This is a genomic window from Pseudomonas sp. MF6767, from assembly GCF_016405475.1.
Classification (GTDB): domain Bacteria; phylum Pseudomonadota; class Gammaproteobacteria; order Pseudomonadales; family Pseudomonadaceae; genus Aquipseudomonas; species Aquipseudomonas paracarnis.
In genome coordinates, this window is sequence record NZ_JAEKCY010000002.1 from 118,994 (window position 1) to 143,119 (window position 24,126).

Annotated in this window: 18 protein-coding genes; 14 read left to right on the forward strand and 4 right to left on the reverse strand. The window is 59.4% G+C overall.

The window, feature by feature from the left end; all coding sequences use genetic code 11:
• Nucleotides 1–147: 147 nt before the first annotated feature.
• The gene (gene tpx, locus JFT58_RS03910) at nucleotides 148–648 is read right to left on the reverse strand and encodes a thiol peroxidase (protein ID WP_003190967.1); all 501 of its coding nucleotides are present in this window, start codon (nucleotides 646–648) and stop codon (nucleotides 148–150) included.
• A gap of 159 nt (nucleotides 649–807) precedes the next feature.
• Between tpx and JFT58_RS03915 the strand changes: the two genes are divergently transcribed.
• The 12 genes from JFT58_RS03915 (at nucleotide 808) to JFT58_RS03970 (ending at nucleotide 19,797) form a co-directional block, all read left to right on the forward strand.
• The gene (locus JFT58_RS03915; RefSeq protein ID WP_054897449.1) at nucleotides 808–2,097 is read left to right on the forward strand and encodes a glycosyltransferase; all 1,290 of its coding nucleotides are present in this window, start codon (nucleotides 808–810) and stop codon (nucleotides 2,095–2,097) included.
• Nucleotides 2,098–2,169: 72 nt separating this feature from the next.
• Nucleotides 2,170–3,099 (forward strand): AraC family transcriptional regulator, encoded by a 930-nt coding sequence (locus JFT58_RS03920; protein ID WP_034127646.1) that lies wholly within the window; start codon nucleotides 2,170–2,172, stop codon nucleotides 3,097–3,099.
• A gap of 151 nt (nucleotides 3,100–3,250) precedes the next feature.
• On the forward strand, nucleotides 3,251–7,609 hold the full coding sequence (locus JFT58_RS03925) for a dermonecrotic toxin domain-containing protein (protein WP_198834299.1): 4,359 nt from the start codon (nucleotides 3,251–3,253) through the stop codon (nucleotides 7,607–7,609).
• Nucleotides 7,610–7,755: 146 nt separating this feature from the next.
• Nucleotides 7,756–8,190, forward strand: a complete 435-nt coding sequence (locus JFT58_RS03930; RefSeq protein ID WP_034127648.1) for a hypothetical protein — start codon at nucleotides 7,756–7,758, stop codon at nucleotides 8,188–8,190.
• Nucleotides 8,191–8,624: 434 nt separating this feature from the next.
• Nucleotides 8,625–9,947, forward strand: a complete 1,323-nt coding sequence (locus tag JFT58_RS03935) for an ABC transporter substrate-binding protein (protein ID WP_054897451.1) — start codon at nucleotides 8,625–8,627, stop codon at nucleotides 9,945–9,947.
• A gap of 176 nt (nucleotides 9,948–10,123) precedes the next feature.
• Nucleotides 10,124–11,014 (forward strand): carbohydrate ABC transporter permease, encoded by an 891-nt coding sequence (locus JFT58_RS03940; RefSeq protein ID WP_034127650.1) that lies wholly within the window; start codon nucleotides 10,124–10,126, stop codon nucleotides 11,012–11,014.
• Between the two features lie 10 nt (nucleotides 11,015–11,024).
• The gene (locus JFT58_RS03945) at nucleotides 11,025–11,855 is read left to right on the forward strand and encodes a carbohydrate ABC transporter permease (RefSeq protein ID WP_054897452.1); all 831 of its coding nucleotides are present in this window, start codon (nucleotides 11,025–11,027) and stop codon (nucleotides 11,853–11,855) included.
• A gap of 23 nt (nucleotides 11,856–11,878) precedes the next feature.
• Nucleotides 11,879–12,982, forward strand: coding sequence for an ABC transporter ATP-binding protein (locus JFT58_RS03950; protein WP_054897453.1), 1,104 nt, complete (start codon nucleotides 11,879–11,881; stop codon nucleotides 12,980–12,982).
• An 18-nt stretch (nucleotides 12,983–13,000) separates the two neighbouring features.
• A complete protein-coding gene (locus JFT58_RS03955; protein ID WP_054897454.1) occupies nucleotides 13,001–14,482 on the forward strand; it encodes a mannitol dehydrogenase family protein in 1,482 nt (493 codons plus the stop codon).
• Nucleotides 14,483–14,620: 138 nt separating this feature from the next.
• Complete coding sequence (xylB, locus tag JFT58_RS03960; protein ID WP_054897455.1) at nucleotides 14,621–16,102, forward strand: xylulokinase; 1,482 nt, start codon at nucleotides 14,621–14,623, stop codon at nucleotides 16,100–16,102.
• A gap of 12 nt (nucleotides 16,103–16,114) precedes the next feature.
• On the forward strand, nucleotides 16,115–17,053 hold the full coding sequence (locus JFT58_RS03965; protein ID WP_054897456.1) for a carbohydrate kinase family protein: 939 nt from the start codon (nucleotides 16,115–16,117) through the stop codon (nucleotides 17,051–17,053).
• A gap of 143 nt (nucleotides 17,054–17,196) precedes the next feature.
• The gene (locus tag JFT58_RS03970) at nucleotides 17,197–19,797 is read left to right on the forward strand and encodes an autotransporter family protein (RefSeq protein ID WP_054897457.1); all 2,601 of its coding nucleotides are present in this window, start codon (nucleotides 17,197–17,199) and stop codon (nucleotides 19,795–19,797) included.
• Between the two features lie 70 nt (nucleotides 19,798–19,867).
• On the opposite strand, the gene JFT58_RS03975 is transcribed toward JFT58_RS03970, so the two are convergent.
• A complete protein-coding gene (locus tag JFT58_RS03975) occupies nucleotides 19,868–20,137 on the reverse strand; it encodes a DUF1652 domain-containing protein (protein ID WP_054897458.1) in 270 nt (89 codons plus the stop codon).
• 369 nt (nucleotides 20,138–20,506) lie between these two features.
• Here JFT58_RS03975 and JFT58_RS03980 point away from each other — a divergent pair, with 369 nt between their 5' ends.
• Nucleotides 20,507–20,707 (forward strand): ParD-like family protein, encoded by a 201-nt coding sequence (locus JFT58_RS03980; RefSeq protein WP_003190946.1) that lies wholly within the window; start codon nucleotides 20,507–20,509, stop codon nucleotides 20,705–20,707.
• Nucleotides 20,707–21,477, forward strand: a complete 771-nt coding sequence (gene map, locus JFT58_RS03985) for a type I methionyl aminopeptidase (RefSeq protein WP_054897459.1) — start codon at nucleotides 20,707–20,709, stop codon at nucleotides 21,475–21,477. The genes JFT58_RS03980 and map overlap by 1 nt, the downstream gene beginning before the upstream one ends.
• Nucleotides 21,478–21,514: 37 nt before the next feature.
• Here the strand turns inward: map and sfnG are convergent, their stop codons facing one another.
• Both sfnG and JFT58_RS03995 read right to left on the reverse strand, forming a co-directional pair.
• A complete protein-coding gene (gene sfnG, locus JFT58_RS03990) occupies nucleotides 21,515–22,639 on the reverse strand; it encodes a dimethylsulfone monooxygenase SfnG (protein ID WP_054897460.1) in 1,125 nt (374 codons plus the stop codon).
• 655 nt (nucleotides 22,640–23,294) lie between these two features.
• Entirely contained in the window at nucleotides 23,295–24,080 is a 786-nt protein-coding gene (locus JFT58_RS03995; protein ID WP_054897461.1) for a sulfite exporter TauE/SafE family protein, read from the reverse strand.
• Between the last annotated feature and the right edge of the window lie 46 nt (nucleotides 24,081–24,126).

Genomic DNA, 24,126 nt, shown 5'->3' on the forward strand with positions numbered 1-24,126 from the left:
TGGGCTTACAACGTTTAACTTCTGATCTTAGTCCACCGGCTATTTCGCTAAACCGCTGACGCTCAAATAAAAACGGCCTGGACTAGGCCAGGCCGCAATCATGCATCATACGTGTTACTGCCAAACGACAGTCATACGTAGAAACAGTTACTTCAACACAGCCAGGGCGGCGTCGTAGTTTGGCTCTTCAGCAATTTCCTTGACCAACTCGCTGTGCAGCACGTTGTCGTTTTCATCCAGCACCACGACAGCGCGAGCGGTCAGGCCCTGCAGCGGGCCGTCAGCGATGGAAACACCGTAGTCAACGGCGAAGTCGGCATTGCGGAAATCCGACAGGTTCTTAACGTTTTCCAGGCCTTCGGAGCCACAGAAACGCGCTTGGGCGAATGGCAGGTCGGAGGAGATGCACAGGACCACGGTGTTGGCCACATCGTTGGCCTGGGCATTGAACTTGCGCACGGAAGTGGCGCAGGTTGGGGTATCAACGCTTGGGAAGATGTTCAGCACTTTGCGCTTGCCGGCAAAGGTAGCCAGGGTGGCGTTGGACAGGTCGCCGGCGGTCAGGGTGAAGTCTGCAGCTTTGGCGCCGACTTTCGGCAGTTCGCCTTCAACCTGGACCGGGTTGCCTTTAAGGGTGACTTGAGCCATGAACGGAATCCTTATGCTGGTTTTTGGTTAAACAAATTCGAGAGGCGGAAGTTAACCACAAAGTGCCGACGCTACCTACCGCCAGACACAAATTGTCATGTCGTCAGGTTGTGGTTTAATTGCGCGCTTTTCGCCCGCCCTTCAAGGAAACCGTCGTCGATGAATCAGCCTGTCACCAAAGTCCTGGTCATTGGTTACGTCTGGCCGGAGCCCCGCTCCTCGGCCGCGGGCGGGCATATGATGCAAATCCTTGAGAGTTTTCTTACGCAAGGTTGGGACATTACCTTCAGCAGCCCGGCCACCATTGGCGAGCACAAGGCCGACTTGCCGGCACTCGGGATCGCCGAACGCACCATCGAACTGAATAACAGCAGTTTCGACGACTTTATTCGCGAACTGGCCCCGGATATCGTGCTGTTCGACCGTTTCATGATGGAGGAGCAATTCGGCTGGCGCGTAGAACAATGCTGCCCCGACGCCCTGCGCGTGCTGGAAACCTCCGACCTGCAAAGCCTGCGCGACGCCCGTCACCAGCGGCTCAAAGAGCAGGTGAAAGCCCAACCCGACAGCGACGACTTCAGCGCCCTGTTCGCGCCGGCGCTGGAAGACGAGTTCCAACGCATGGCCGACACCGACCTGGCCAAACGCGAAATCGCCGCCATTTACCGCTGTGACATCAGCTTGATGATCTCCGACGTGGAAATCCGCCTGCTCACCGAACAGTTCAAGGTGCCTGCCGCCCTGCTCCACTGGTGCCCCTTGATGCTGCAACCGCCCACCGACGCATTTGCGCCCTTTGACGACCGTGCGCATTTCCTCAGCATCGGTAACTTCCGCCACGCGCCCAATTGGGATGCGGTGCTGTGGATGAAGCACCGCCTGTGGCCACTGATCCGCCAACAACTGCCAGGCGCCCAATTGCATATCTACGGCGCCTACACCCCGCCCAAGGCCACCGCCCTGCACAATCAGGCCCAGGGTTTCCATGTAATGAACTGGGCCGAAGATGCGCTGCAAGTCATGACCGCCGCGCGCATCTGCCTGGCACCGTTGCGCTTTGGCGCGGGCATCAAGGGCAAGTTGGTCGACGCCATGCTGTGCGGCACGCCCAGTGTCACGACCCCAATCGGCGCCGAGGCCATGGGCGATGACCAGCCCTGGCCAGGCGTGATTGCACAGGATGCCCCGGCCCTGGCTGCCGCTGCCGTGGCCCTTTATCAGGACCGTGAGCGCTGGACCCGCGCCCAGGAACACGGGCGCCAACTGCTGGCCCGGCGCTATGACCAGAACATCCACGGGGCCGCCTTGGTGGAATGCCTGGAACGCTGTCGCCGCAACCTCGCTGCCCATCGCAGGGACAACTTCACCGGCGGCATGCTGCGCCACCACGCGCATAAAAGTACCCAATATATGTCCCAGTGGATCGAGGCGAAAAACCGCACCCTGTAAACACTGCTGCTGGCGAGGACGTGCGTGACGGGGCATTATCCTACGCAGCGATCACAATAAAGCGACGGCAGCATGACCCGAGCAACGCGCATCACCGACCCTTCCTACGAGTTGATGGACGACCACAACGGCCTGTCCATCATCTATCGCCAACACGGCTTCCCCTGCCCGCTGGTGCGCTGGCACTTCCACAAGGAATACGAGCTGCACCTGATCGTCGCCAGCTCTGGCAAGGTGTTTATCGGTGACTACATCGGCAACTTCTACCCCGAAAGCCTGTTCCTCACCGGCCCCAACCTGCCCCATAACTGGATCAGCCAGGTGGAAGAAGACGAAGTGGTGCCCAAGCGTGACATGCTGGTGAACTTCACCGATGACCTGTTCGAGAGCGGCAGCCATATTTTTGCTGAACTCAAGAACCTCGCACCGCTGCTGGAGCGCGCGCAGTACGGCATCGAATTTCGCTGCAAAAAAACCATCACCCAGGCCATGACCTTGATGCAACACATCGAGGACGCCAAGGGCATGGCGCGCCTGGGGCAGTTTTTTATCTTGCTGGACGTGTTGAGCGTGTGCGAGGACTACCAATTGCTGTCCGGCGTAACCACGCCGCAATTGGCCGACGAGCACAGCATAGACCGCACCAACCGGGCAGTGGATTACATCTTTGCACATTACGCCCGCGAGCTGCCGCTGGAAGAAGTGGCGCAATACCTGGGGATGAAGCCGACCTACTTCTCGCGGGTGTTCAAGCAGGCGACCGGTCGCACCTTTATCGAATTCGTCAACCGGCTGCGCATCAGCAAGTCCTGCGAATTACTCGCGGACGGTGACAAGGCCGTCACGGATGTGTGCTTTGAGTCAGGCTTCAACAATATCTCCAACTTCAACCGACGCTTTCAGCAACTCAAGGGCATGACCCCTTCCCACTATCGACGGTTGGCGATGCAGCGGTTGACGGAGCAGAACCTGATGCCGGTAGACACCTCGCACTTCAGTTAAAAAACCGCAAGCTGGCCATCTGGCGAACGCTCTCACGCCTGTCCCGATCACATCCCGTAATAGCTGGGGCGGAACGCCTCCCTGTGTATGACCAAAAAGCTACAAGTCAGTTGCTGACCACGCGCTTTCTTATCGTACCCATGAGGCCCCCATGAGCATTATTGCAACGCACTCGCCCTTACCCACCCCGCCCCGAAATTTGCCTCCATCCCCTGCAACAGTGGGCGCACAAACCAGCTTGATTCGGACCCCACGCAGCCCATCGGCCGGTGTAGTGACCCTGGAAGGCCGAAACACAGCCGAGCCGTTGGTGAGTCAGGCTGACGCGGACATGGCAGATAAACTCGCCACCGCTTTGATGGAGGAGGTCAATGTACACGCTACCAGCCGTTACATGCCGTCTTCCTTCGGCACAGTCCATGACATTCCAACTCACTCAACATTCGGGCAGCTTTGGTCACAGCTGACGCACGCACTCAAAAACGAGCCGTTCGCGACGTTTGCGAAGAATAACAACATCAACATTTCAAACCTGAAACTAACGCCTTCCGGATTTCTGGATGGCACTATTAACGGCAAACGCAGCAGTTTTTCCAAATACGACGATGGCTTCGAGGAAGCCGCTGTCAACGTCTTCGAGGTTGTGCGCAAACTCTCTACGAACAACGTCCCGATTGTGTATATCGGCGAACACACCGCCACCACCCATGCCGTCGGTGCTTTTTACGCCATGAGGGTTCCGACGACGAAGGCCGAGGCACTCGAGCAAATCCGGGTGTTGCAGGATATCAAGACATTCCCATCGCTACTTGCTCCTGAAGGCAATGCTGCGCGGCCCCACCGACAGGACGTTCAGCACGTCAGGCATATGCGGGATGAAGCCATACAGAACCTTGCGCTGCAGGTCATGCTTGAGCCTGGCAAGTTCCCCCAGGCACAACGCCCGGACGTCGTGCAGCCGCCGGCGCCGCCCGGCAGCGCAGAACCGGCCACCACACCGATCGGAACCTCGAGCGCCACCACTGACCCCGTCGCAGATATTGCCCGTCGCCAGTTTGCCGGTGAGCCCAACGTTTACTCGGTGGTCGCTCGAGTGCTCAGCGACAGGCTGAAGGAAGCCTCTCCAGGGCTGGATTTCGACATCAACCAGATTGCCATTGAAACGCCCGATCCGGACAATCCCTCCAAACCCAAGCGCACACAATTGATGGCACTTGCCTTCGACTACCTGACTGGCGGTGACGCCCCAGACTTCCTCGATTCCGCCAGGGCGTTTGACACGCGTCCCGATCGACTGGCACGCACAGGCACCGCTGCCGACACTCCGCTAGACCTCGACTTTTCAGCTCTGAGCGGCGTCATGGGTGCGCTGCCAGACCGACTGAACCAGGCCTATGAGGCAAATTTGCGTGAGTACTGGGCCAAACCTGCGTTCAACACGGGCATTGATACCGGTGCCGTTTTCAGCGGCAGTCACCGGACGTTGGTCAGCCGCATTCTGAAAAGCAACCTGCAACTGGCCAGCCTTAAACAATCCGGCCTGGATGATGAACAGCGCAAGACCATCGACATGGTCGTGAGGCATCCCGAAGGCGCCACGCGCCCCGCCCCACTTGACCCCAACTCATCGGGCGCCACCGTCTACAGCCTGGCCGACTCCGCACCGAACATGGTGTTTCATCGCTACCTGGCGCAAGCCAATCGCGACATCCTGCTGCTGGTGGAGCCCAACGGCAAAATCACTCCCTTCAACAGTTGGGATGAGCTCGAAAGCCTGGGCGGTTCAAAGGAAGAGATGACCGGCAATCTGTTCGATGGCCAGGCCGACGTCCTCATCAATCGGCATCTCGGCAGCAGTCTGATTTCCCCTGCCTCCCCACGTGGCCCGGACAGTTCGGTGCAGGCGCCGCCCACACTGCCCGACTGGATGAGCAACGCAGGCGAGGCCGAGCGTTTCATCATGCATGAACTCAGCCTGGGACTGGCCAGTTTCAACCAACTGAACGAAGGCCGCAGCTACAACAGCGATATCAAGGACATCCACACGTTCGCCCAGCAGCAATTCGACTTTTTGCCCAGAAGCAAAAAACTCACGGCGCACCCCGCGGCTAAACTCGAGGTGGTCTTCAAAGTCGCTTATGGGGCACAGGGTACCGCCGGGGAAATCGTCCGCCAGACCATGAGCCTGACAGACATGCTCCTCAATAACTTGTCAGGATTACCCAGCGGCCAGATTGAGGTCTTTTACAATACAGGGCTCAAGTATAAAGGCTCTGACTTCAAAGTCAGGGTGCCGGAGCTAGAGAAAGAAGGCGTACTCAAGCAGTTGGTCGACGACCTTGATATCGGCAAAACCTACCCTGACTTGCTGAGGAAAAAACTGCTTGAGGACCAAACCGAAAAAGCCCGGCGCCAGGCACTGTTCGCTCAGCAGGTACCGCTGGAGCTGCAGTTCAAGGCGCTGGAACTGAGCATCAAGGCAGAGTCCGGTTTCAACACCACGGGTTTTCGCTACGTTCAGGAGCTATTCAAGCCAGGCCCTGGCCCCAGGATCGTTGATGGCCAGGAAATCGTGATCCGACCGCTGGCGTTCGATAACCGGGCCAATGGGAAAACCGATGTGGTCGAAGGCGCCTATCTGATCGAACCCAAGGACAGCACGAACGGCCCGCACATCCTGTACCGCCCCCTGATGGGCGATGCGTCGTTGATGCAGTTTCCAACCCGCCAGGCGCTGCTGGAAGCCATACAGAACAAAGGCAAGCTGCAAAACGACATCCTCGCCTGGTTGCCTGACGAACAGACCCGCAACACCTACAGTGGCAACGGTTTCAAACATCCAAACCTGGTGATATTCGGTTTAAACCTGGGCTCTATCCCGATGAACAAAACTATTCCCTTGGCCATGGATACCCGCCTGCAACAGACGCTGCAGGCGGGAACATTGATGAACCACCTGTACGAAGCCAACGCCCGCAGCTTGATCACCTTGGCCGGACAGCAATCGACATCCGACGCACAAAGCCGCTGGGCGAGCCTCAAGGAAGGTGGCTTCCTGTTGCTCAATTCTGTCCTGCCAGTATTGCGCGGGCCCGGTGCCATGCTCGGCTTGATGATGCAGTCCCAGGGCATAATCAATGACCTGGGCGTCCTGCTCGATGATGACGCGCAAAATAAAGAGGCGGCCCTGACGGACCTGCTGGTCAACCTGACGACGTTGCTCGCCCAGTTCAAGGAGCGCTCATTGTCGGAGCCTTCAGCCGTCACCTCAAACAGGCCGGCAACCAACACCAGCGTATTGATCGACGGCGATTCACGCCTTACCCCGCCGCCACAACGCTTTCGAATGGGAGGCCCGCTGGAAAAGATCACACCTGTGGACGGTGAGATCCAGACCAATGTAGATACTTACAATCGTAAAGGTGAGGAAGTTAAACGCTTGAATATCGTCGGTCACGCGGCCAAGCCTGAAGGCGAGCAAGGAGCGATGATTGTCGGGGAGGATGAAAAACTCCTTACTGCTGAAGACGTTTATAATGAACTTGTCGCCCGTGGCATTGATATCAGGGACTATCCGGAAGTGCGTTTGCTGGTCTGTTACTCCGCCAAGGGCGGTGATAACTCACTGGCATCACAACTGCACGCGCTTACTGGCGTGCCGGTCAAGGGTTATGAAGGCTCGGTAGTCGTGGGCTACAAATCCAATGCGGACATAGATCCTGAGGATATCTACAAAACTGCCCTTGCAAAATACAAGGCAAAGTACCCAAGATTTTCTAAAGCCGACATTATCGAATTGGCAGAGATGGAGTTAAACAAACAACTGAAAGACGTTGATATATTTACCCACGTGGAAAAACAGAGTGGCAAAAAAGTAAATGTTAACTGGGGCACTATTAAAAAACCTCTTTGGGAGGAGATCGAAGTCGATTACCGGCCCAAGCGCTTCGGCTCGTCCAAGAAACGAACAAGTGCGGCCCCTGCCGAAATTCAAAGCCCCTCGAAAGAACTCAACGCCCTGGGTGAGTACAAGGATTTCAAGGATCTACCCGAGCCTGAAAAAATCAAAAACAGTATTGCCTTTACCCCCTCTGAAGACGGCCAGTATGAGTACTTCCTGGATCGACCAGCGGGCAGTAATGAAATCCGATTAAACATCATTGGGCATGGCGACAAAGGTGGAGTGACCTTCAAAAGCGAATTGAAAAATGCGCAGTCTTATTCACCCGAAGCGTTCGTTGGACTGATCGCGCCCATGCTGGAAAAAACCAGCGCTACCCAAATCAGAATGATCAGTAGTAAATCCGGCAGTACAGGTTTCGCTGAAGAGTTATCCAAACGCTTGAACGTTCCCGTGAAGGCCCCCGTCGGTACTGTCACACAGTTCGAAGTCATGAAGGACAGGTATTGGATTTTGGAAAAGCTCCCCAACCCACGTCGACCCCATGACCATGAGTGGAAAATCTTTACTCCCCCCGCCTCCGCCAGCTCGCGAGCTTTGAGGTTATGAGCCCGCGCGCAGGGCGGCGCACCCGTTGACTGAGCAGAGCCTGGCTTGAGCAAGCGCCCACCCGTCTGAACTGGTAGATGTGACAGTTCCCTGGATCACGGCGATTGTGAACTCTGGCTCTGTGAATAGTCCATTGGAGCCCCGTCATGAAGAAAACAGCCACCCCTCGTGCAATCAATGAGTTCAGCCGCTTTGAAATACCCGGAGAGACCTTCGGCTGGACCGGCGAAGGCCAGATACATATCGACAATTACGACAAACAAAGTCGCTGGTTCTCGACATCGGTCAATAGAGACTGGGGCAAAGCGCTGACCGGGGCCGCCGACGTTGAAGTGGTCATCAGGCTGCGCGGCGAACAAGCCGGTGAAACACTCATCGCCGCTCATCCGGAAGGAACAGGACGGCTCAACGACATATCAGTCGAAAAGCCAAGCCTTTATCGGTTCTACATCAGGTCCACGGCGACTGGCGAGGTGTGGGTAAGCTTCAAATTTGACTCCAACCGGAAAATGGTGATCGAGAGCATCAGCGTGCTGGGGCCCGTTCGAAAAAAAACCACTAAAGCACCCATACACCCCTGACGGTCTGTTCACCACGCAAACTGGGCGAGCAATTTGCTCAGCAGGCCAATATGGCGCAAGGCATTCTGCGCTCCGGAGCCAACGAGCCGGTCGAACTCAATGCGGTATGCCAGAACGGTAGCTGGTATGCCTATGACGCGAAAGCACAGGCAGGTTATGGGCCTGTGCTGGAAGGCTTTGTATCGGATACATCGTCAGCCGTTTGGCTGGGGAGTGCCTATAAATAGCAAATAGGCATTACCCCTCTTCGGGTGCCTGATCCGCGCTCGAAGATTCTCAGTGCAAAAAAGTATCAGTCCCAGTGCTCCCAAGGATTTGTCACCGCCGCTTTTGAAGGCTGTAATCAACGCACACTCTTCCTGACTCCTTGTAGGAAGACACAACAACAATAACCGTCCTTCTGTAGCCCCCTGGGCGCGGAAATGGAGTGCGCGATGAAGTTCACAGTAAAAACCCTGCTTGCCTGTTCTTGCATGACTGCATGCATGACCCTCAGCGCCGTCAGCCTTGGCGCGCAAACCCTGACCATTGCCACCGTCAACAACAGCGACATGATCCGCATGCAGAAGCTCTCGAAAACCTTCGAGGCCGAGCACCCGGAGATCAAGCTGAACTGGGTGGTGCTCGAAGAAAACGTGTTGCGCCAACGGCTGACTACCGACATCGCTACCCAGGGCGGGCAGTTCGATGTATTGACCATCGGCATGTACGAAGCCGCACTGTGGGGCGCCAAGGGTTGGCTGGAGCCGATGAAAGACCTGCCGGCTTCCTATGACCTTGATGACGTGTTCCCTTCGGTGCGTGACGGTTTGTCCGTCAAAGGCTCCTTGTATGCCCTGCCGTTCTACGCCGAAAGCTCGATCACCTATTACCGCACCGACCTGTTCAAGGACGCCGGGCTGAGCATGCCTGAGCACCCGACCTGGAGCCAGATCGGCGAATTCGCCGCCAAGCTCACCGACAAGTCCAAAGAACAATATGGCCTGTGCCTGCGCGGCAAAGCCGGTTGGGGTGAGAACATGGCGCTGATCACCACACTGGCCAACGGCTTCGGCGCGCGCTGGTTCGATGAGAAGTGGCAGCCGGAATTCAACGGCCCCGAGTGGAAGAACGCGCTGAATTTCTACGTCGACAACATGAAGAAATCCGGCCCGCCGGGTGCTTCCAGCAACGGCTTCAACGAGAACCTGGCACTGTTCAACAGCGGCAAGTGCGCGATCTGGGTGGATGCCAGCGTGGCGGGCTCGTTTGTTACCGACAAGAGCCAGAGCAAGGTCGCCGAGCATGTCGGCTTCACGTTTGCGCCTCACGAGAAGACCGACAAGGGCACGTCATGGCTGTATTCCTGGAGCCTGGCGATCCCGACCAGCTCCAAAGCCAAGGATGCCGCCAAGGTATTCACCAGTTGGGCCACCTCCAAGGAATACGGCCAACTTGTGGCCAAGACCGATGGCATCGCCAACGTACCACCGGGCACACGCACCTCGACCTACAGCGAGGAGTACATGAAGGCCGCGCCGTTCGCCAAGGTGACGCTGGAATCGCTGAAAGTGGCCGACCCCACCAAGCCGACCGAGAAACCGGTGCCGTATATCGGTATCCAGTTGGTGACCATTCCTGAATTCCAGGCGATTGGTACCCAGGTGGGCAAGTTCTTCTCGGGTGCGCTGACCGGTCAGCAGACCGTCGAGGCTGCATTGACCGCCGCGCAGACCACCACCGAGCGGGAAATGAAGCGGGCCGGTTACCCCAAATAACCCTGCCACACCACCGCACATGTAGGCGCTGGGCTTTTGTGGGAGCTGGCTTGCCTGCGATGCAAACAACTCGGTCTATCAGTAGCACCGAGGCGATGCCATCGCAGGCAAGCCAGCTCCCACAGTGACCGCGCTCCGACGCAGGTTCTGTAGGCATCTGACTGGTTCTGATCACCATGAATACACCTCCAAAAAACCGCCTGGCCAACCCCGGCTGGTTTCTCGTCAGCCCCTCGGTGGCCTTGCTGCTGCTGTGGATGATCGTGCCGCTGGGCATGACCCTGTACTTTTCGCTGATCCGCTACAACCTGCTCTACCCTGGCGAAAACCAATTCGTTGGGCTGGAAAATTTCAGCTACTTCATCACCGACTCGGGGTTCCTGCCTGGCGCCACCAATACCCTGTTGCTGGTAGGCAGCGTATTGCTCATCAGCGTGGTGTTCGGCGTGTTGATCAGTGCGCTGCTGGAGGCTAGTGAATTCCTGGGCCGCGGCATCGTGAGGGTGATGCTGATTTCGCCGTTCTTCATCATGCCCACCGTCGGTGCGCTGATCTGGAAGAACCTGATTTTTCACCCGGTGTCGGGAATTCTCGCCGCGGTGTGGAAGTTCTTCGGCGCCGAACCGGTGGACTGGCTGGCGCATTACCCGCTGCTGTCGATCATCATCATTGTGTCGTGGCAATGGCTGCCCTTTGCGATCCTGCTGCTGATGACCGCGATGCAGTCGCTAGACCAAGAGCAAAAGGAAGCGGCACGCCTGGACGGTGCCGGCGCCATTGCGATTTTCTGGCACCTGACCCTGCCCCACCTGGCCCGCCCGATTGCCGTGGTGGTGATGATCGAAACCATCTTCCTGCTCTCGGTGTTCGCCGAAATCTTCACCACCACCAACGGTGGCCCCGGCTACGCCTCGACCAACCTCGCCTACCTGATCTACAACCAGGCGCTGGTGCAGTTCGACGTAGGCATGGCCTCGGCCGGCGGCTTGATTGCCGTGGTCATCGCCAATATCGCCGCGATCATCCTGGTGCGGATGATCGGCAAAAATCTGACTGACAAACCTTGAGGGCCGCGCCATGACGCTTCAACAATCCCGCCGCCTGCAAAGCCTGTTGCTCGGCACGCTGGCCTGGGCCATTACGATCCTGATTTTCTTCCCGATCTTCTGGATGGTGCTGACCAGTTTCAAGACCGAAATCGACGCGTTCGCCACGCCGCCGCAGTTCATCTTCACGCCGACGCTGGAGAACTACCTGCACATCAACGAGCGCAGCAACTACTTTGCCTACGCCTGGAACTCGGTGGTGATTTCGTTCAGCGCCACCGCCCTGTGCCTGCTGATTTCGGTACCGGCCGCCTACTCCATGGCGTTCTACGAAACCCAGCGCACCAAGGGCACGCTGCTGTGGATGCTGTCCACCAAGATGCTGCCGCCGGTGGGCGTACTGATGCCGATCTACCTGCTGGCCAAGAGCTTTGGCCTGTTGGATACGCGCATTGCGCTGATCATCATCTACACCCTGATCAACCTGCCGATTGTGGTGTGGATGGTGTACACCTACTTCAAGGACATCCCCAAGGACATCCTCGAAGCCGCCCGCCTGGACGGCGCCACCCTGTGGCAGGAAATGGTGCGCGTGCTGCTGCCAATCGCCAAGGGTGGCCTGGCGTCCACGGTACTGCTGTCGTTGATCCTGTGCTGGAACGAGGCGTTCTGGTCGCTGAACCTGACCTCCTCCAGCGCCGCGCCGTTGACCGCCTTGATCGCCTCCTACTCCAGCCCCGAAGGCTTGTTCTGGGCCAAGCTGTCCGCCGTCTCGACCCTGGCCTGCGCGCCGATCCTGATCTTTGGCTGGATCAGCCAGAAGCAACTGGTGCGTGGCCTTTCCTTCGGCGCCGTCAAATAATAATTCCCAGCGGAGGGCCCATCATGGCCAACCTGAAAATCAAGAATCTGCAAAAAGGCTTCGAAGGTTTTTCCATCATCAAGGGCATCGACCTGGAAGTGAACGACAAGGAATTCGTGGTGTTCGTCGGCCCGTCGGGCTGTGGCAAATCCACCCTGCTGCGCCTGATCGCCGGCCTGGAAGAAGTCAGCGACGGCACCATCGAACTCGATGGCCGCGACATCACCGAAGTCACCCCGGCCAAGCGCGACCTGGCCATGGTGTTCCAGACCTACGCGCTGTACCCGCACATGAGCGTGCGCAAGAACATGTCGTTTGCCCTGGACCTGGCGGGCGTCGACAAGAAGCTGGTCGAGAGCAAAGTCAGCGAAGCGGCGCGCATCCTTGAGCTGGGGCCTTTGCTGGAGCGCAAGCCCAAGCAACTCTCGGGCGGCCAGCGCCAGCGCGTGGCGATTGGCCGGGCGATTGTGCGCAACCCGAAGATCTTCCTGTTCGACGAACCGCTGTCCAACCTCGACGCGGCACTGCGCGTGCAGATGCGCCTGGAGCTGGCGCGCCTGCATAAAGAACTGCAAGCGACCATGATCTACGTGACCCACGACCAGGTCGAAGCCATGACCCTGGCCGACAAGGTGGTGGTGCTCAACAGTGGGCGCATCGAACAGGTCGGTTCGCCGCTGGAGCTGTACCACCAGCCAGCCAACCTGTTTGTGGCCGGTTTTCTCGGCACGCCGAAGATGGGTTTCCTCAAGGGCCAGGTCACCCGCGTCGACAGCCAAGGCTGCGAGGTGCAACTGGACGCCGGCACCCTGATCAGCCTGCCGTTGAGCGGCGCCGCCCTGAGCGTGGGCAGCGCGGTAACCCTGGGCATTCGCCCGGAACATCTGGAAATCGCCGCGCCAGGGCAAACCACCCTGACCGTGACCGCTGACGTTGGCGAACGCCTGGGCAGCGACACCTTCTGCCACGTCATCACCCGCAACGGCGAACCGCTGACCATGCGTATCCGTGGCGACATGGCCAGCCAATACGGCGAAACGCTGCAGTTGCACCTGGACCCGGCGCACTGCCATCTGTTCGACACCGATGGCGTAGCCGTGGCCCGTCCACTGCGCGCTGCCGCCTGATTTCGTGAGTATTTCCAGATGAAACTGAATAAAGCCAACCTCACCCAACTGGCGCCCGAAGTGCAGGTGCCGACCTACGCGCTTGCCGACACCCGCCAGGGCATCGCGCACATCGGCGTCGGCGGTTTCCACCGTGCGCACCAGGCGTTCTACACCGATGCCCTGATGAACACCGGCGAGGGCCTGGGCTGGGGCATCTGCGGCGTCGGCCTGCGCAGTGAAGACCGCAAGGCCCGCGATGACTTGGCCGGCCAGGATTATTTGTTCACCCTGTATGAACTGGGCGACACCGACGACACGCAAGTGCGCGTGATCGGCTCGATCAGCGACATGCTGCTGGCCGAAGACGGCGCCCAGGCGCTGATCGATAAACTTGCCAGCCCCCAGATCCGCATCGTCTCGCTGACCATCACCGAAGGCGGTTACTGCATCGACGACAGCAACGGCGAGTTCATGGCTCACCTGCCGCAGATCCAGCATGACCTGGCGCACCCGAGAGTGCCGAAAACCGTGTTCGGCTTTATCTGCGCTGCGCTCACCCAGCGCCGCGCCGCTGGCACCCCGGCCTTTACGGTGATGTCCTGCGATAACCTGCCTCACAACGGCGCCGTCACCCGCAAGGCCTTGCTGGCCTTCGCCGCCCTGCACGACGCGGCCCTGCATGACTGGATCAAGGCCAACGTGAGCTTCCCGAATGCCATGGTTGACCGCATCACGCCAATGACCAGCACCGCCCACCGCCTGCAACTGCACGACCAGCACGGGATCGACGATGCCTGGCCGGTGGTGTGCGAGCCGTTTGTGCAGTGGGTGCTGGAAGACAAATTCGTCAACGGCCGCCCGGCCTGGGAAAAGGTCGGCGTGCAGTTCACCGATGACGTCACGCCTTATGAAGAAATGAAGATCGGCCTGCTCAACGGCAGCCACTTGGCCCTCACGTACCTGGGGTTCCTCAAGGGCTATCGGTTCGTTCACGAGACCATGAACGACCCCCTGTTCGTGGCGTATATGCGCGCCTACATGGACCTGGATGTCACGCCGAACCTGGCGCCGGTACCTGGTATCGACCTGACCGAATACAAGCAGACCCTGGTGGATCGCTTTTCCAACCAGGCGATTGCCGACCAGTTGGAGCGCGTATGCTCCGATGGTTCATCGAAGTTTCCCAAGTTCACCGTGCCGACCATCAACCGCCTGATTGCCGACGGCCGCGACACGGACCGTGCCGCCCTGGTGGTGGCGGCCTGGGCGCTGTATTTGAAAGGCGTGGATGAAAACGGCGCGCGCTACAGCATCCCGGACCCACGGGCAGCGTTCTGCCAGGAGCTGGTGAGCGATGACGCGCTGATCAGCCAGCGGTTGCTGGGGGTGGAAGAGATTTTTGGCACGGCTATTCCCAAGTCGGCGGCGTTTGTGGCAGCGTTCCAGCGTTGCTATGAAAGCCTGCGCGACAAAGGCGTCACCGCCACACTGCAAAACCTCTTGAACAAACCGGATTAAACATGTGGGAGCTGGCTTGCCTGCGATAGCGGTGGTCCAGTCAACCCTGCGGTGACTGCCAGACCGCTATCGCAGGCAAGCCAGCTCCCACATTGACCGTATTTTCAATCCAACAATAAGACTGCTGAGCACTCCATCATGACCCAGCAAAACCTCTACCTCGGCATCGACTGCGGCACCCAGGGCACCAAGGCCATCGTCCTCGATGCGTCCAGCGGCAAGGTGCTGGGCCTGGGCGCCGCGGCGCACACCTTGATCAGCGGCGTCAATGGCCGTCGTGAACAACACACCCAGGAATGGCTGGACGCCTTCACCGCTGCCACCCATCGCGCCCTGCAACAGGCCGGCGTGGATGGCCAGGACATCCTCGGCATCGGCGTATCCGGCCAGCAACACGGCCTGGTGTTGCTGGATGATCAAGGCCAAGTGCTGCGCCCGGCCAAGCTGTGGTGCGACACCGAAACCACGCCGGAGAACGACCGGCTGCTGCACCATCTGGGCGGCGAACGCGGCTCTCTGGAGCGCCTGGGCGTGGCCATCGCACCAGGCTACACGGTGTCCAAGCTGCTCTGGACCCGCGAGCAGCACCCGGACGTTTTCGCGCGCATTGCCCATATCCTGCTGCCCCACGACTACCTCAACTACTGGCTCACCGGCCGCGCCTGCGCCGAGTATGGCGATGCGTCGGGTACCGGTTACTTCAACGTGCGCCGCCGCGAATGGGATGTGGCGTTGCTCCAGCACATCGACCCTAGTGGCCGCCTGCAAGCCGCTTTGCCGACACTGATCGAGGCCGACCAAGCGGTGGGCACGATCCTGCCGGCCATTGCCGAGCGCCTGGGGATCAACCCTGACGCGGTAGTGTCCAGTGGTGGCGGCGACAATATGATGGGCGCCATTGGCACCGGCAATATCGCCCCAGGCGTGATCACCATGAGCCTGGGCTCATCGGGCACCGTGTATGCCTTTGCCGACCAGCCAAACGTCAGCCCCCAAGCCTCGGTGGCGACCTTCTGCTCCTCCAGCGGCGGTTGGCTGCCGCTGATCTGCACCATGAATCTGACTAACGCCACCGGGGTGATTCGCGAGCTGTTCGAACTGGACCTCGACACCTTCAACGCCCTGATCGAACAGGCACCCATCGGCGCCGATGGCGTGAGCATGCTGCCGTTCCTCAACGGCGAACGCGTACCCGCCCTGCCCCACGCCACCGGCAGCCTGCAGGGCCTGACCATGACCAACCTGACCCGCGCCAACCTGTGCCGCGCGGTGGTCGAAGGCACCACCTTCGGCCTGCGTTATGGCCTGGACCTGCTGCGCCAGACCGGCCTGCAAAGCCAGAGCATCCGCCTGATCGGTGGCGGCTCGAAAAGCCCGCTGTGGCGGCAGATGGTCGCCGATATCATGCACACCGAAGTGGTGTGTACCGAACAGAGCGAGGCCGCCGCCCTGGGCGCGGCGATCCAGGCGGCGTGGTGCCAGAGCGGCGAACCGCTGGCCAGCCTGTGCGACAAATGCGTGAGCATTGACCCGGCCAGCCGCACCTTACCCGTGGCCGCCAATGTCAGTGCCTATCAACAGGCGTATCAGCGTTATCAACAGCACGTGGCAACCCTTTAAGAGCGAGCAACTATGTATCTGGTGTGTGGTGAAGCGCTGTTTGATTTCTTCAGCGAGGAGGATGCCAGCGGGCAGGCCGCCAAGCTCAATTACAAGGCGATTGCCGGTGGCTCGCCGTTCAACGTCGCGGTGGGTTTGCGCCGCCTGGGGATCGAGTCGGGGTTCTTCGCCGGCCTGTCCACCGATTACCTTGGACGGCGCTTGCAGCAAGTACTGAAAGACGAAGGTATCAGCGAACGCTTTCTGGTTGAGTTCGACGCGCCGACCACCCTGGCGATGGTAGCCGTGGGCGCCAATGGCTCGCCGCAGTACAGCTTTCGCGGCGAAGGGTGTGCCGACCGGCAATTGCAACTGACCCACTTGCCACCTTTGGGCGACGAGATTCGCGGGCTGCATGTGGGCTCGTTTTCGCTGGTGGTGCAACCGGTTGGTGACACACTGCTCAGCCTGGTCAAGCGTGAAAGCGGCAAGCGCTTGATCAGCCTCGACCCCAACGTGCGCCTTAACCCGCAGCCCGATATTCACCTGTGGCGCGCACGCGTCGCAGAGCTGGTGCAGCACGCCGACCTGATCAAGGTCAGCGACGAAGACCTGCACCTGCTCTACCCCGACCAGACACCGGAAAGCGTGCTGCAAGGTTGGCTACACCACCGCTGCCAACTGGTGTTCCTCACCCGTGGTGGCGACGGTGCATCGGTGTACAGCCGCCAACATGGCACCTGGTCGCAACCTGCGGTCAAGGTGGTGATGGCCGATACGGTGGGCGCTGGTGATACCTTCCAGGCGGCGCTGATTGCGTGGCTCACGGAACAGCAGTTGGATTCGGTTGAGGGGCTGCAAAGCCTCAGTCGCGAGCAGATCGACGCCATGCTGGGCTTCGCGATTCGGGCTGCCGCACTGACCTGCGGCAAGACCGGCCCAGACCTGCCCTATCGTCAACAACTGGCTTGAGCTGAGCGGCCAAAACTCAAAGTGCCATCACGCAGGCCACGTATTCCGTGGCCTGCGCGCCATGCATAAAAAATTGCGCTACTGGAAAACTGTGCTAAACCCAAAAACAGGAGCAGTTATTACAACAAACCCAGGACACACCCATGCAAAAGCCCAGTGGTTTCTCGACCCGGGCCGTTTTAGCTGTCGGCCTCATCTCACTGCAGTACATGATCCCTCAACCCTCTCATGCCGCCTGCGTTCTCACCCCGGGAACCGGTAACGATACCTATACGTGCGACAGCGGCAGCAGTCCCGGCCTTACCGACCTTTCCGGGGATAACCATCTGACCCTCCCTGCAGGCGGCACCGGCACCATCAACGGTAATGTCACCTTTGGCCCTGGCGTGGATACGGTGCGCATAGAGTCCGGGCAGATCACCGGCGCGGTGCAACAAGGGGCTGGCATCGATGACTTCGTCATGCTCGGTGGGCAAATACAGGCGCTGTTCCAGGGCGATGGGCTCGACACCTTCAGGATGGAGGGAGGCACCATCGTCGATGCCTTTGAGGACGGCGATGTGGCCTACCAGAGCGGTGGCACCATTGGCCGAGTGAATATGAAGCTGGACAAGAACCTCTATGACATGTCCGGAGGCGCCATCCTGGGCAACCTGGTCACCGGTTTTGATACTGACACCATCATCATTTCCGCTGGCAGCATCGGCGGCAATATCAGCACCAGCGGTGGTGACGACAGCATTACCGTGAGTGGCGGCGTGATCAGTGGTGAGATCCGTGCCAGCGTCGGCAACGACACTTTCCGGTGGCTTGACGGTGGGCAGATCAAGTCCTCGGTGTTGATGGGCGATGGTGACGACACCGCCCTGCTGCGCGGCTTGAATGAAAGCCTGCTGGCCACCACACCCTCCGTCGATGGTGGCCTGGGCAACGATCAATTGACCTTCGACACAACGACATCCAGCACCGCGGCCCGCTATATCGGCTGGGAGACCGTCAACCTCACCAACCACTCACGCCTGGACCTGGCCGGGGATTTTTTCCTCGGTGACAGTGGCAGCAATACCGGCACGTTCAACATCGACGGCAGCAGTGCCCTGGCCGTGACCCAAGGCAGCATCCGCCCCTACACCGCCGGACAACTGGCGACGCTCAACAACGCCGGCACTGTCGACATGACCACCGACAACAGCGCGACCAGCGTATTGACGGTGCATGGCAACTACGTGGGCAACAACGGCCAGTTGCACCTGCAGACCGTACTGGGCGACGAAAACTCTGCCACCGACAAGCTGGTAGTGTCCGACGGCAACATCAGCGGTCACACCCAATTGAGCGTCAGCAACCTCGGCGGTATCGGCGGGCTGACCCAGAACAACGGTATCGAAGTGGTCCAGGCACTCAACGGCGCCGTCAGCACCAACGATGCATTCGCCTTGAAGGGCTCGGTCTCCGCCGGAGCTTATGAATACCTGCTGTTCAAGGGCGGCACCACCGCCAATACAGAAAACAGCTGGTTCCTTCGTTCCTCGGTGGTGGCCGTGCAACCGCCCGCGGTCCCGCCCGTACCGCCGACACCGCCCGTGGTGGTGCCGGTGCCGCCGGTCCCCGCCACTCCCCCTGTAGTGGATTCGGATGAACCCTCCGTGGAACCGCCCACTGCGCAACCGCAGCCCCCGATCGAGCCTACCGCGCCACCGCCCAGCCAAGTCGCCGCGGCCACGTCGCCGCAATCGGCGGCGAGTAACCCTGTGCTTCCTACCGCCGTGGCAGGTGCCGCGCCGATTCCACTGTATCGCCTGGAAGTTCCGGTCTACTCCGTAGACATCCCCGCTGCGCAACTGATGACGTTGCAGGCTCTGGGCACCTTCCATGAACGCCAGGGCGAGCAAAGCCTGCTGACCGAGACCGGTGCAGTGCCGGCAGGTTGGGTCCGCGCCTATGGCAGTGATTTCAACAAAAGCTGGTCGGGCACCGTGGCGCCGAGTTTTGACGGCACGGTCAAGGGCTATCAGGTTGGCCATGACCTTTACGCCGCCGAAACCAGCGGCGGGCAGACGCAACGCCTTGGCCTCTTTATCGGCCAGAGCCGCCTGCGCGGCGACGTGAAGGGCTTTGCAATGGGCTGGCAGAACCATCGCTCCGGGCGGGTCAAACTCGACGGCGACAACTTCGGCGCTTACTGGACACTCACCGATCCGACCGGCTGGTACGTCGACCTGGTGGCCATGGGTACCCGCCTGGATGGCGACAACAAGTCCGACCGAGGGGTGAAGATGGATACCAAGGGCCACGCCTTGGCGTTATCCGCCGAGGCCGGCTACCCGTTCAGGCTGTCCGAGCATTGGGAGATGGAACCTCAGGCCCAAGTCATCGGCCAGAAGATCGATCTGGACAGTCAGCACGATGGCATTTCCAAGGTCTCTTTCGACTCCCAGGAGTATTGGACCGGCCGCATCGGCGCACGCCTCAAGGGCCGCTATCTGGTCAGCAACACACCCGTGGAGCCGTACCTACGGGCGAATGTCTGGCACACCTTCGGCGGTAGCGACACGGTGACGTTCGACAAGGTGGACCGGATCAAGAGCGATCACAAGTCCTCCACGGCTGATATTGGTGTCGGTGTTGTAGCTCAATTGTCATCCGCGTTCAGCGTTTATATGGAGGGTAACTATGGCACCCAACTGGACGACAACAACTTTGAGGGTGTCAGTGGCAATCTCGGCGTAAGAGTGCGCTGGTAAACAGGAAGGACGTCAACATTGGGCCTGGCAACTACCAGGCCCATGGGGTCAACTTACACTCAAGCATCCGCTAGTAATAACCGCGCGCGCCGGCTCGTTGCAGTACCGGTGCGTGGCTTTGCTTGAGGTCCTCACGCAACCCGGTGATCAGGTTGCAAATCGCTCGACTGCTGTCGAGCTTGTCAGGGTGTATACCTTTGACTTCCAAATCCACCCGGTCCCGGTCGCGGTCGTCGTAGACCTTGATCGTCAACGAGGCATCTTCGGCTTTGGTGCATTCGCACCGTTTAGGCAGGAAACTTCCTTCAATGATGCTGCGAAGCTCTAGTTCTGAAAGCATGGCTAACCTCTCCTTTTTTGAGACTGCCAACAGTTATATGTATCCGACAGGCACTTGCCTGCCACGTCTTGCCAACCCTGGAAGACGCTTTCAATCAGTAAGCCTACTCGGCAAAAACTGTGGTGGTTGTAACCTTTCCTCATAAGCAAACCGCTTGCTCATATTAAAGAAGACAACCTGTTTGGCATCATCGTCGAACTACATCGATTAAACGTTTAACCCGCAGCGTGGGGACCGGCGTTTATGTGGAAATCCTTTTTTCGGCAACCTATCGCAACCAATCAACCCATCACCGTTCAGCCGAAGGCGGTTTGCGATAAACATACGAAACATATACGATTCGTATATCAATTAAACACAGTGAACCTTATGGGCATCGTCAAGATCACCGATCAGCTGCACGAACAACTGCGCCTGGCCAGCGCCGCCATGGACCGCTCCATCAACGCCCAGGCCGAGTTCTGGATCAAGATCGGCCTGCTCGCCGAACTCAACCCGCACCTGCCCTACAACGAGCTGATCAACAAGCTGTTGCTGGACAAACCCGACCTGATCCGAGGGCGCAGCTGATGATCAAGACTCCCGCACAGTTGGTCGTAATGCGTGAAGCCGGGCGCCTGTTGGCGCAAGTCTTCGACATGCTCGACGGTTTCGTCGCCGCCGGCCGCTCTACCCTGGAGCTGGACAGCGCCGTCGAAGCCTTCATCCGCAATGACCTCAAGGCCCGCCCTGCCAGCCTTGGGCAGTACGACTACCCCTTCTGCATCAACACCTCGATCAACGAAGTGGTGTGCCACGGCATGCCCAGCGCCAAGCAATTGCTCAAGGACGGCGACATCATCAACATCGACATCACCCTGGAAAAAGGCGGCTTCATTGCCGACTCCAGCAAGATGTACATGATCGGCAACGTGACGCCCAAGGCCAGGCGCCTGGTGGACATGACCTTCGAGGCGATGTGGGCCGGTATACGCCAGGTCAAGCCCGGGGCGCGCCTGGGCGATATCGGCCATGCTATCCAGAGCCATGCGCAAGCCAACGGCTACAGCGTGGTGCGCGAATACTGCGGCCACGGCATCGGCCGACAAATGCACGAAGAACCGCAAATTCTGCACTTCGGCCGGCCTGGCACCGGCCTGGAACTGCGCGAAGGCATGGTGTTTACCATCGAACCGATGCTTAACCAGGGCAGCGCCAAAACCCGCAGCCTGAAAGACGGCTGGACGGTGGTCACCAAGGACAACAGCCTCTCGGCGCAATGGGAACATACCGTGGCGGTGACGGCGGACGGGTTTGAGGTGTTGACCTTGCAAGCCACTCAAAACCTTCACACCCTGTAGGAGCGAGCTTGCTCGCGAAGGCCTCAAGGACTGCGCGTTAAACCAGGCTACCCACTTCTTCGTTGACGTTTTTCGCGAGCGAGCTCGCTCCTACAGTGGCCTTGGCTTCAAGCTCGCGCACCAGCGGCAATACGCGTTTGCCGAAATATTCCACTTCTTCCTGGAAGTGCAGAAAGCCTGCAAGCACCAAGTCCACACCCACGGCCTTGAGTGCCACGATGCGCTCGGCGATCTGCTGCGGGGTGCCAATCAGGTTGGTCTTGAAGCCATCGTTGTATTGCACCAGGTCCTCAAAGCTGGACTTGGCCCAGTTCCCCTCGCCCTCCGGCGACGCCTTGCCCGCTTGCCTGGCCGCGTCACCAAAGGCGTTGACCGCCTCCGGGTCGGCTTGGTCGATAATCTGCGCCAGCACCGCCCGTGCCTCCTCCTCCGTGTCGCGGGCGATCACGAAGGCGTTCACGCCCACCTTCACCGAATGCTGGTTGGCAGCGGCCTTGGCGCGGATATCATCGACCTGGGCCTTGACCCCTTCAGGCGTGTTGCCATTGGTGAAATACCAATCCGACACCCGCGCCGCCATGTCCCGAGCCGCCCGCGAACTGCCACCCTGGAAGATTTCCGGCTGGCCCAGGGGTTTGGGCTTGAGGGTGTATTGGTTGAACCGATAGAAATCGCCCTTGAAGGTGAAATCGTCCTGGGTCCAGATGCCTTTGAGAGCACGGATAAACTCTTCGGAACGCCGATAGCGCTCATCATGCTCCAACCAATGCTCGCCAATGGCCTGGAACTCGCCCTTGAACCAGCCACTGACGATATTCACCGCAATACGGCCATTGGTCAGTTGGTCGATGGTCGCCAATTGCTTGGCCGCCAACGCCGGTTGCCACGGCCCGGGCAGGATCGCCGCGATGACCTTGAGGGTGGTGGTCGCCGCCAGCAACGCATGGCTGAACGCCACAGACTCATGCTGGTTCTCGGCGCCGTAGCCTGCGGTGAAGCGAATTTGCGTCAAGCCATATTCAAAGCCCGCCGCCTCCGCCAGTTGCGCCAGTTTGCGGTTGTAATCAATACCCCAGTGGGTGCGTTGTTCAATCTTGCTGACGACCAACCCACCGCTGACGTTGGGCACCCAATAGGCAAATTTCACGGCTTGCTGACTCATCGGACGGTACCTCGTACAGGGGATTTACAAGGGCTTACGCAGCAAGCGTGCCAGGGGCAGGCAAATGCCCGTAGCCTGGGGGTTGCGGAAAAAAAGGGGGATTGAAGCGATGGCTTGCCAGTGTCTGGGATCGCAGCAGTTTGTGGATCTGCTGTTGCTGGAGCAACAGTTGCGACCAGCGCCGTCAAACGTATCCACGATGCGAAGCGAGTCGCTCTTGATCTGCTTTTGATCTTAAGCGCCCCGTTAAACCACGCTGGCCGGAATTCGACAGGGATTTGGGGGGTAAACCGGCAGGGATGCCGGTTTAGCCGCCCCGCGCCATGGATGGCGCGTGGCGGCGGCCCCCCAGATCACTGGCGGATTACGGGCACACCGAGCCTAGGCGAGGTGCCGAGTGGTGGGGCAAGAGCGTTTTGCTTACTTTGCCGCTTTTGCAAAGTGAGCCGCCGTCAGGGCGGAACCCTAAGTGGCCGTTACCGCAGGAATGGATATGTACACAATCCAGCTGCGTTGACTGTGAGGCCGTCTTCGCAGGCAAGCCAGCTCCCACAGTTGGAGCGTGGGGTGTCAGGTTAGCAGGCGTCGGCTGTGAGGCCGCCTTCGCAGGCAAGCCAGCTCCCACATTTGGAGCGCGGGGTGGCAGGCCACGTGCTCAGAACGCCAACTTATAACCCACCGCCATCAACATCACCGCCAGGCACGGCCGCAGTACCCCGTCGGGAATCTTGCCAGTCATGTGGCTGCCCACATAGATCCCCGGCAGCGACCCCATCAGCAAAAAGCCCAGCAGATGCCAGTCCATGTTCCCCATGCTGGCATGGCCCAGGCCCGCCACCAAGGTCAGGGGCACGGCATGGGCGATCTCGGTGCCAACCAGGCGCCGCGTGGCCAGGAACGGGTACAGGATAAACAGCGCCACCGTGCCGAGGGCGCCGGCGCCGATCGAGGTCAGGGCCACCATGGTGCCCAGGATCGCACCTGTCACAACAGTGAGCGCATTCAGATTGCGCGGGCGCAGATGGTAGGAATCGCCAGCATGACGCTGGGCAAAGGCCAACAGGCTTTTCTTGAACAGGATCGCCAGGGCCGTCAGCAGCAATACCACGCCAAGGGCCTGCTTGATCACCGCGTTCATCGCGCTGGGGTCGGTGTGCAGGCTGGCCAGGAACCATAACGTCAGCAACACCGCCGGCACGCTGCCCAGGGTGAGCCAGCCGGTGATGGTCCAGTCGATGTTCTTGTTCTTGCTGTGTACCAGCACACCACCGGACTTGGTGATCGCGGCGTACAGCAGGTCGGTGCCCACCGCAGTGGCTGGGTTGATGCCAAACCACAGCAGGATCGGGGTCATCAGCGAACCGCCGCCCACCCCCGTCATGCCCACGATAAAACCCACGATCAGGCCGGCAACCACGAAACCAATATTACCTACATCCATTCCAGCTACCCGAGGCCTTATAAATTTCTGGCCGCAGGATAGCGAT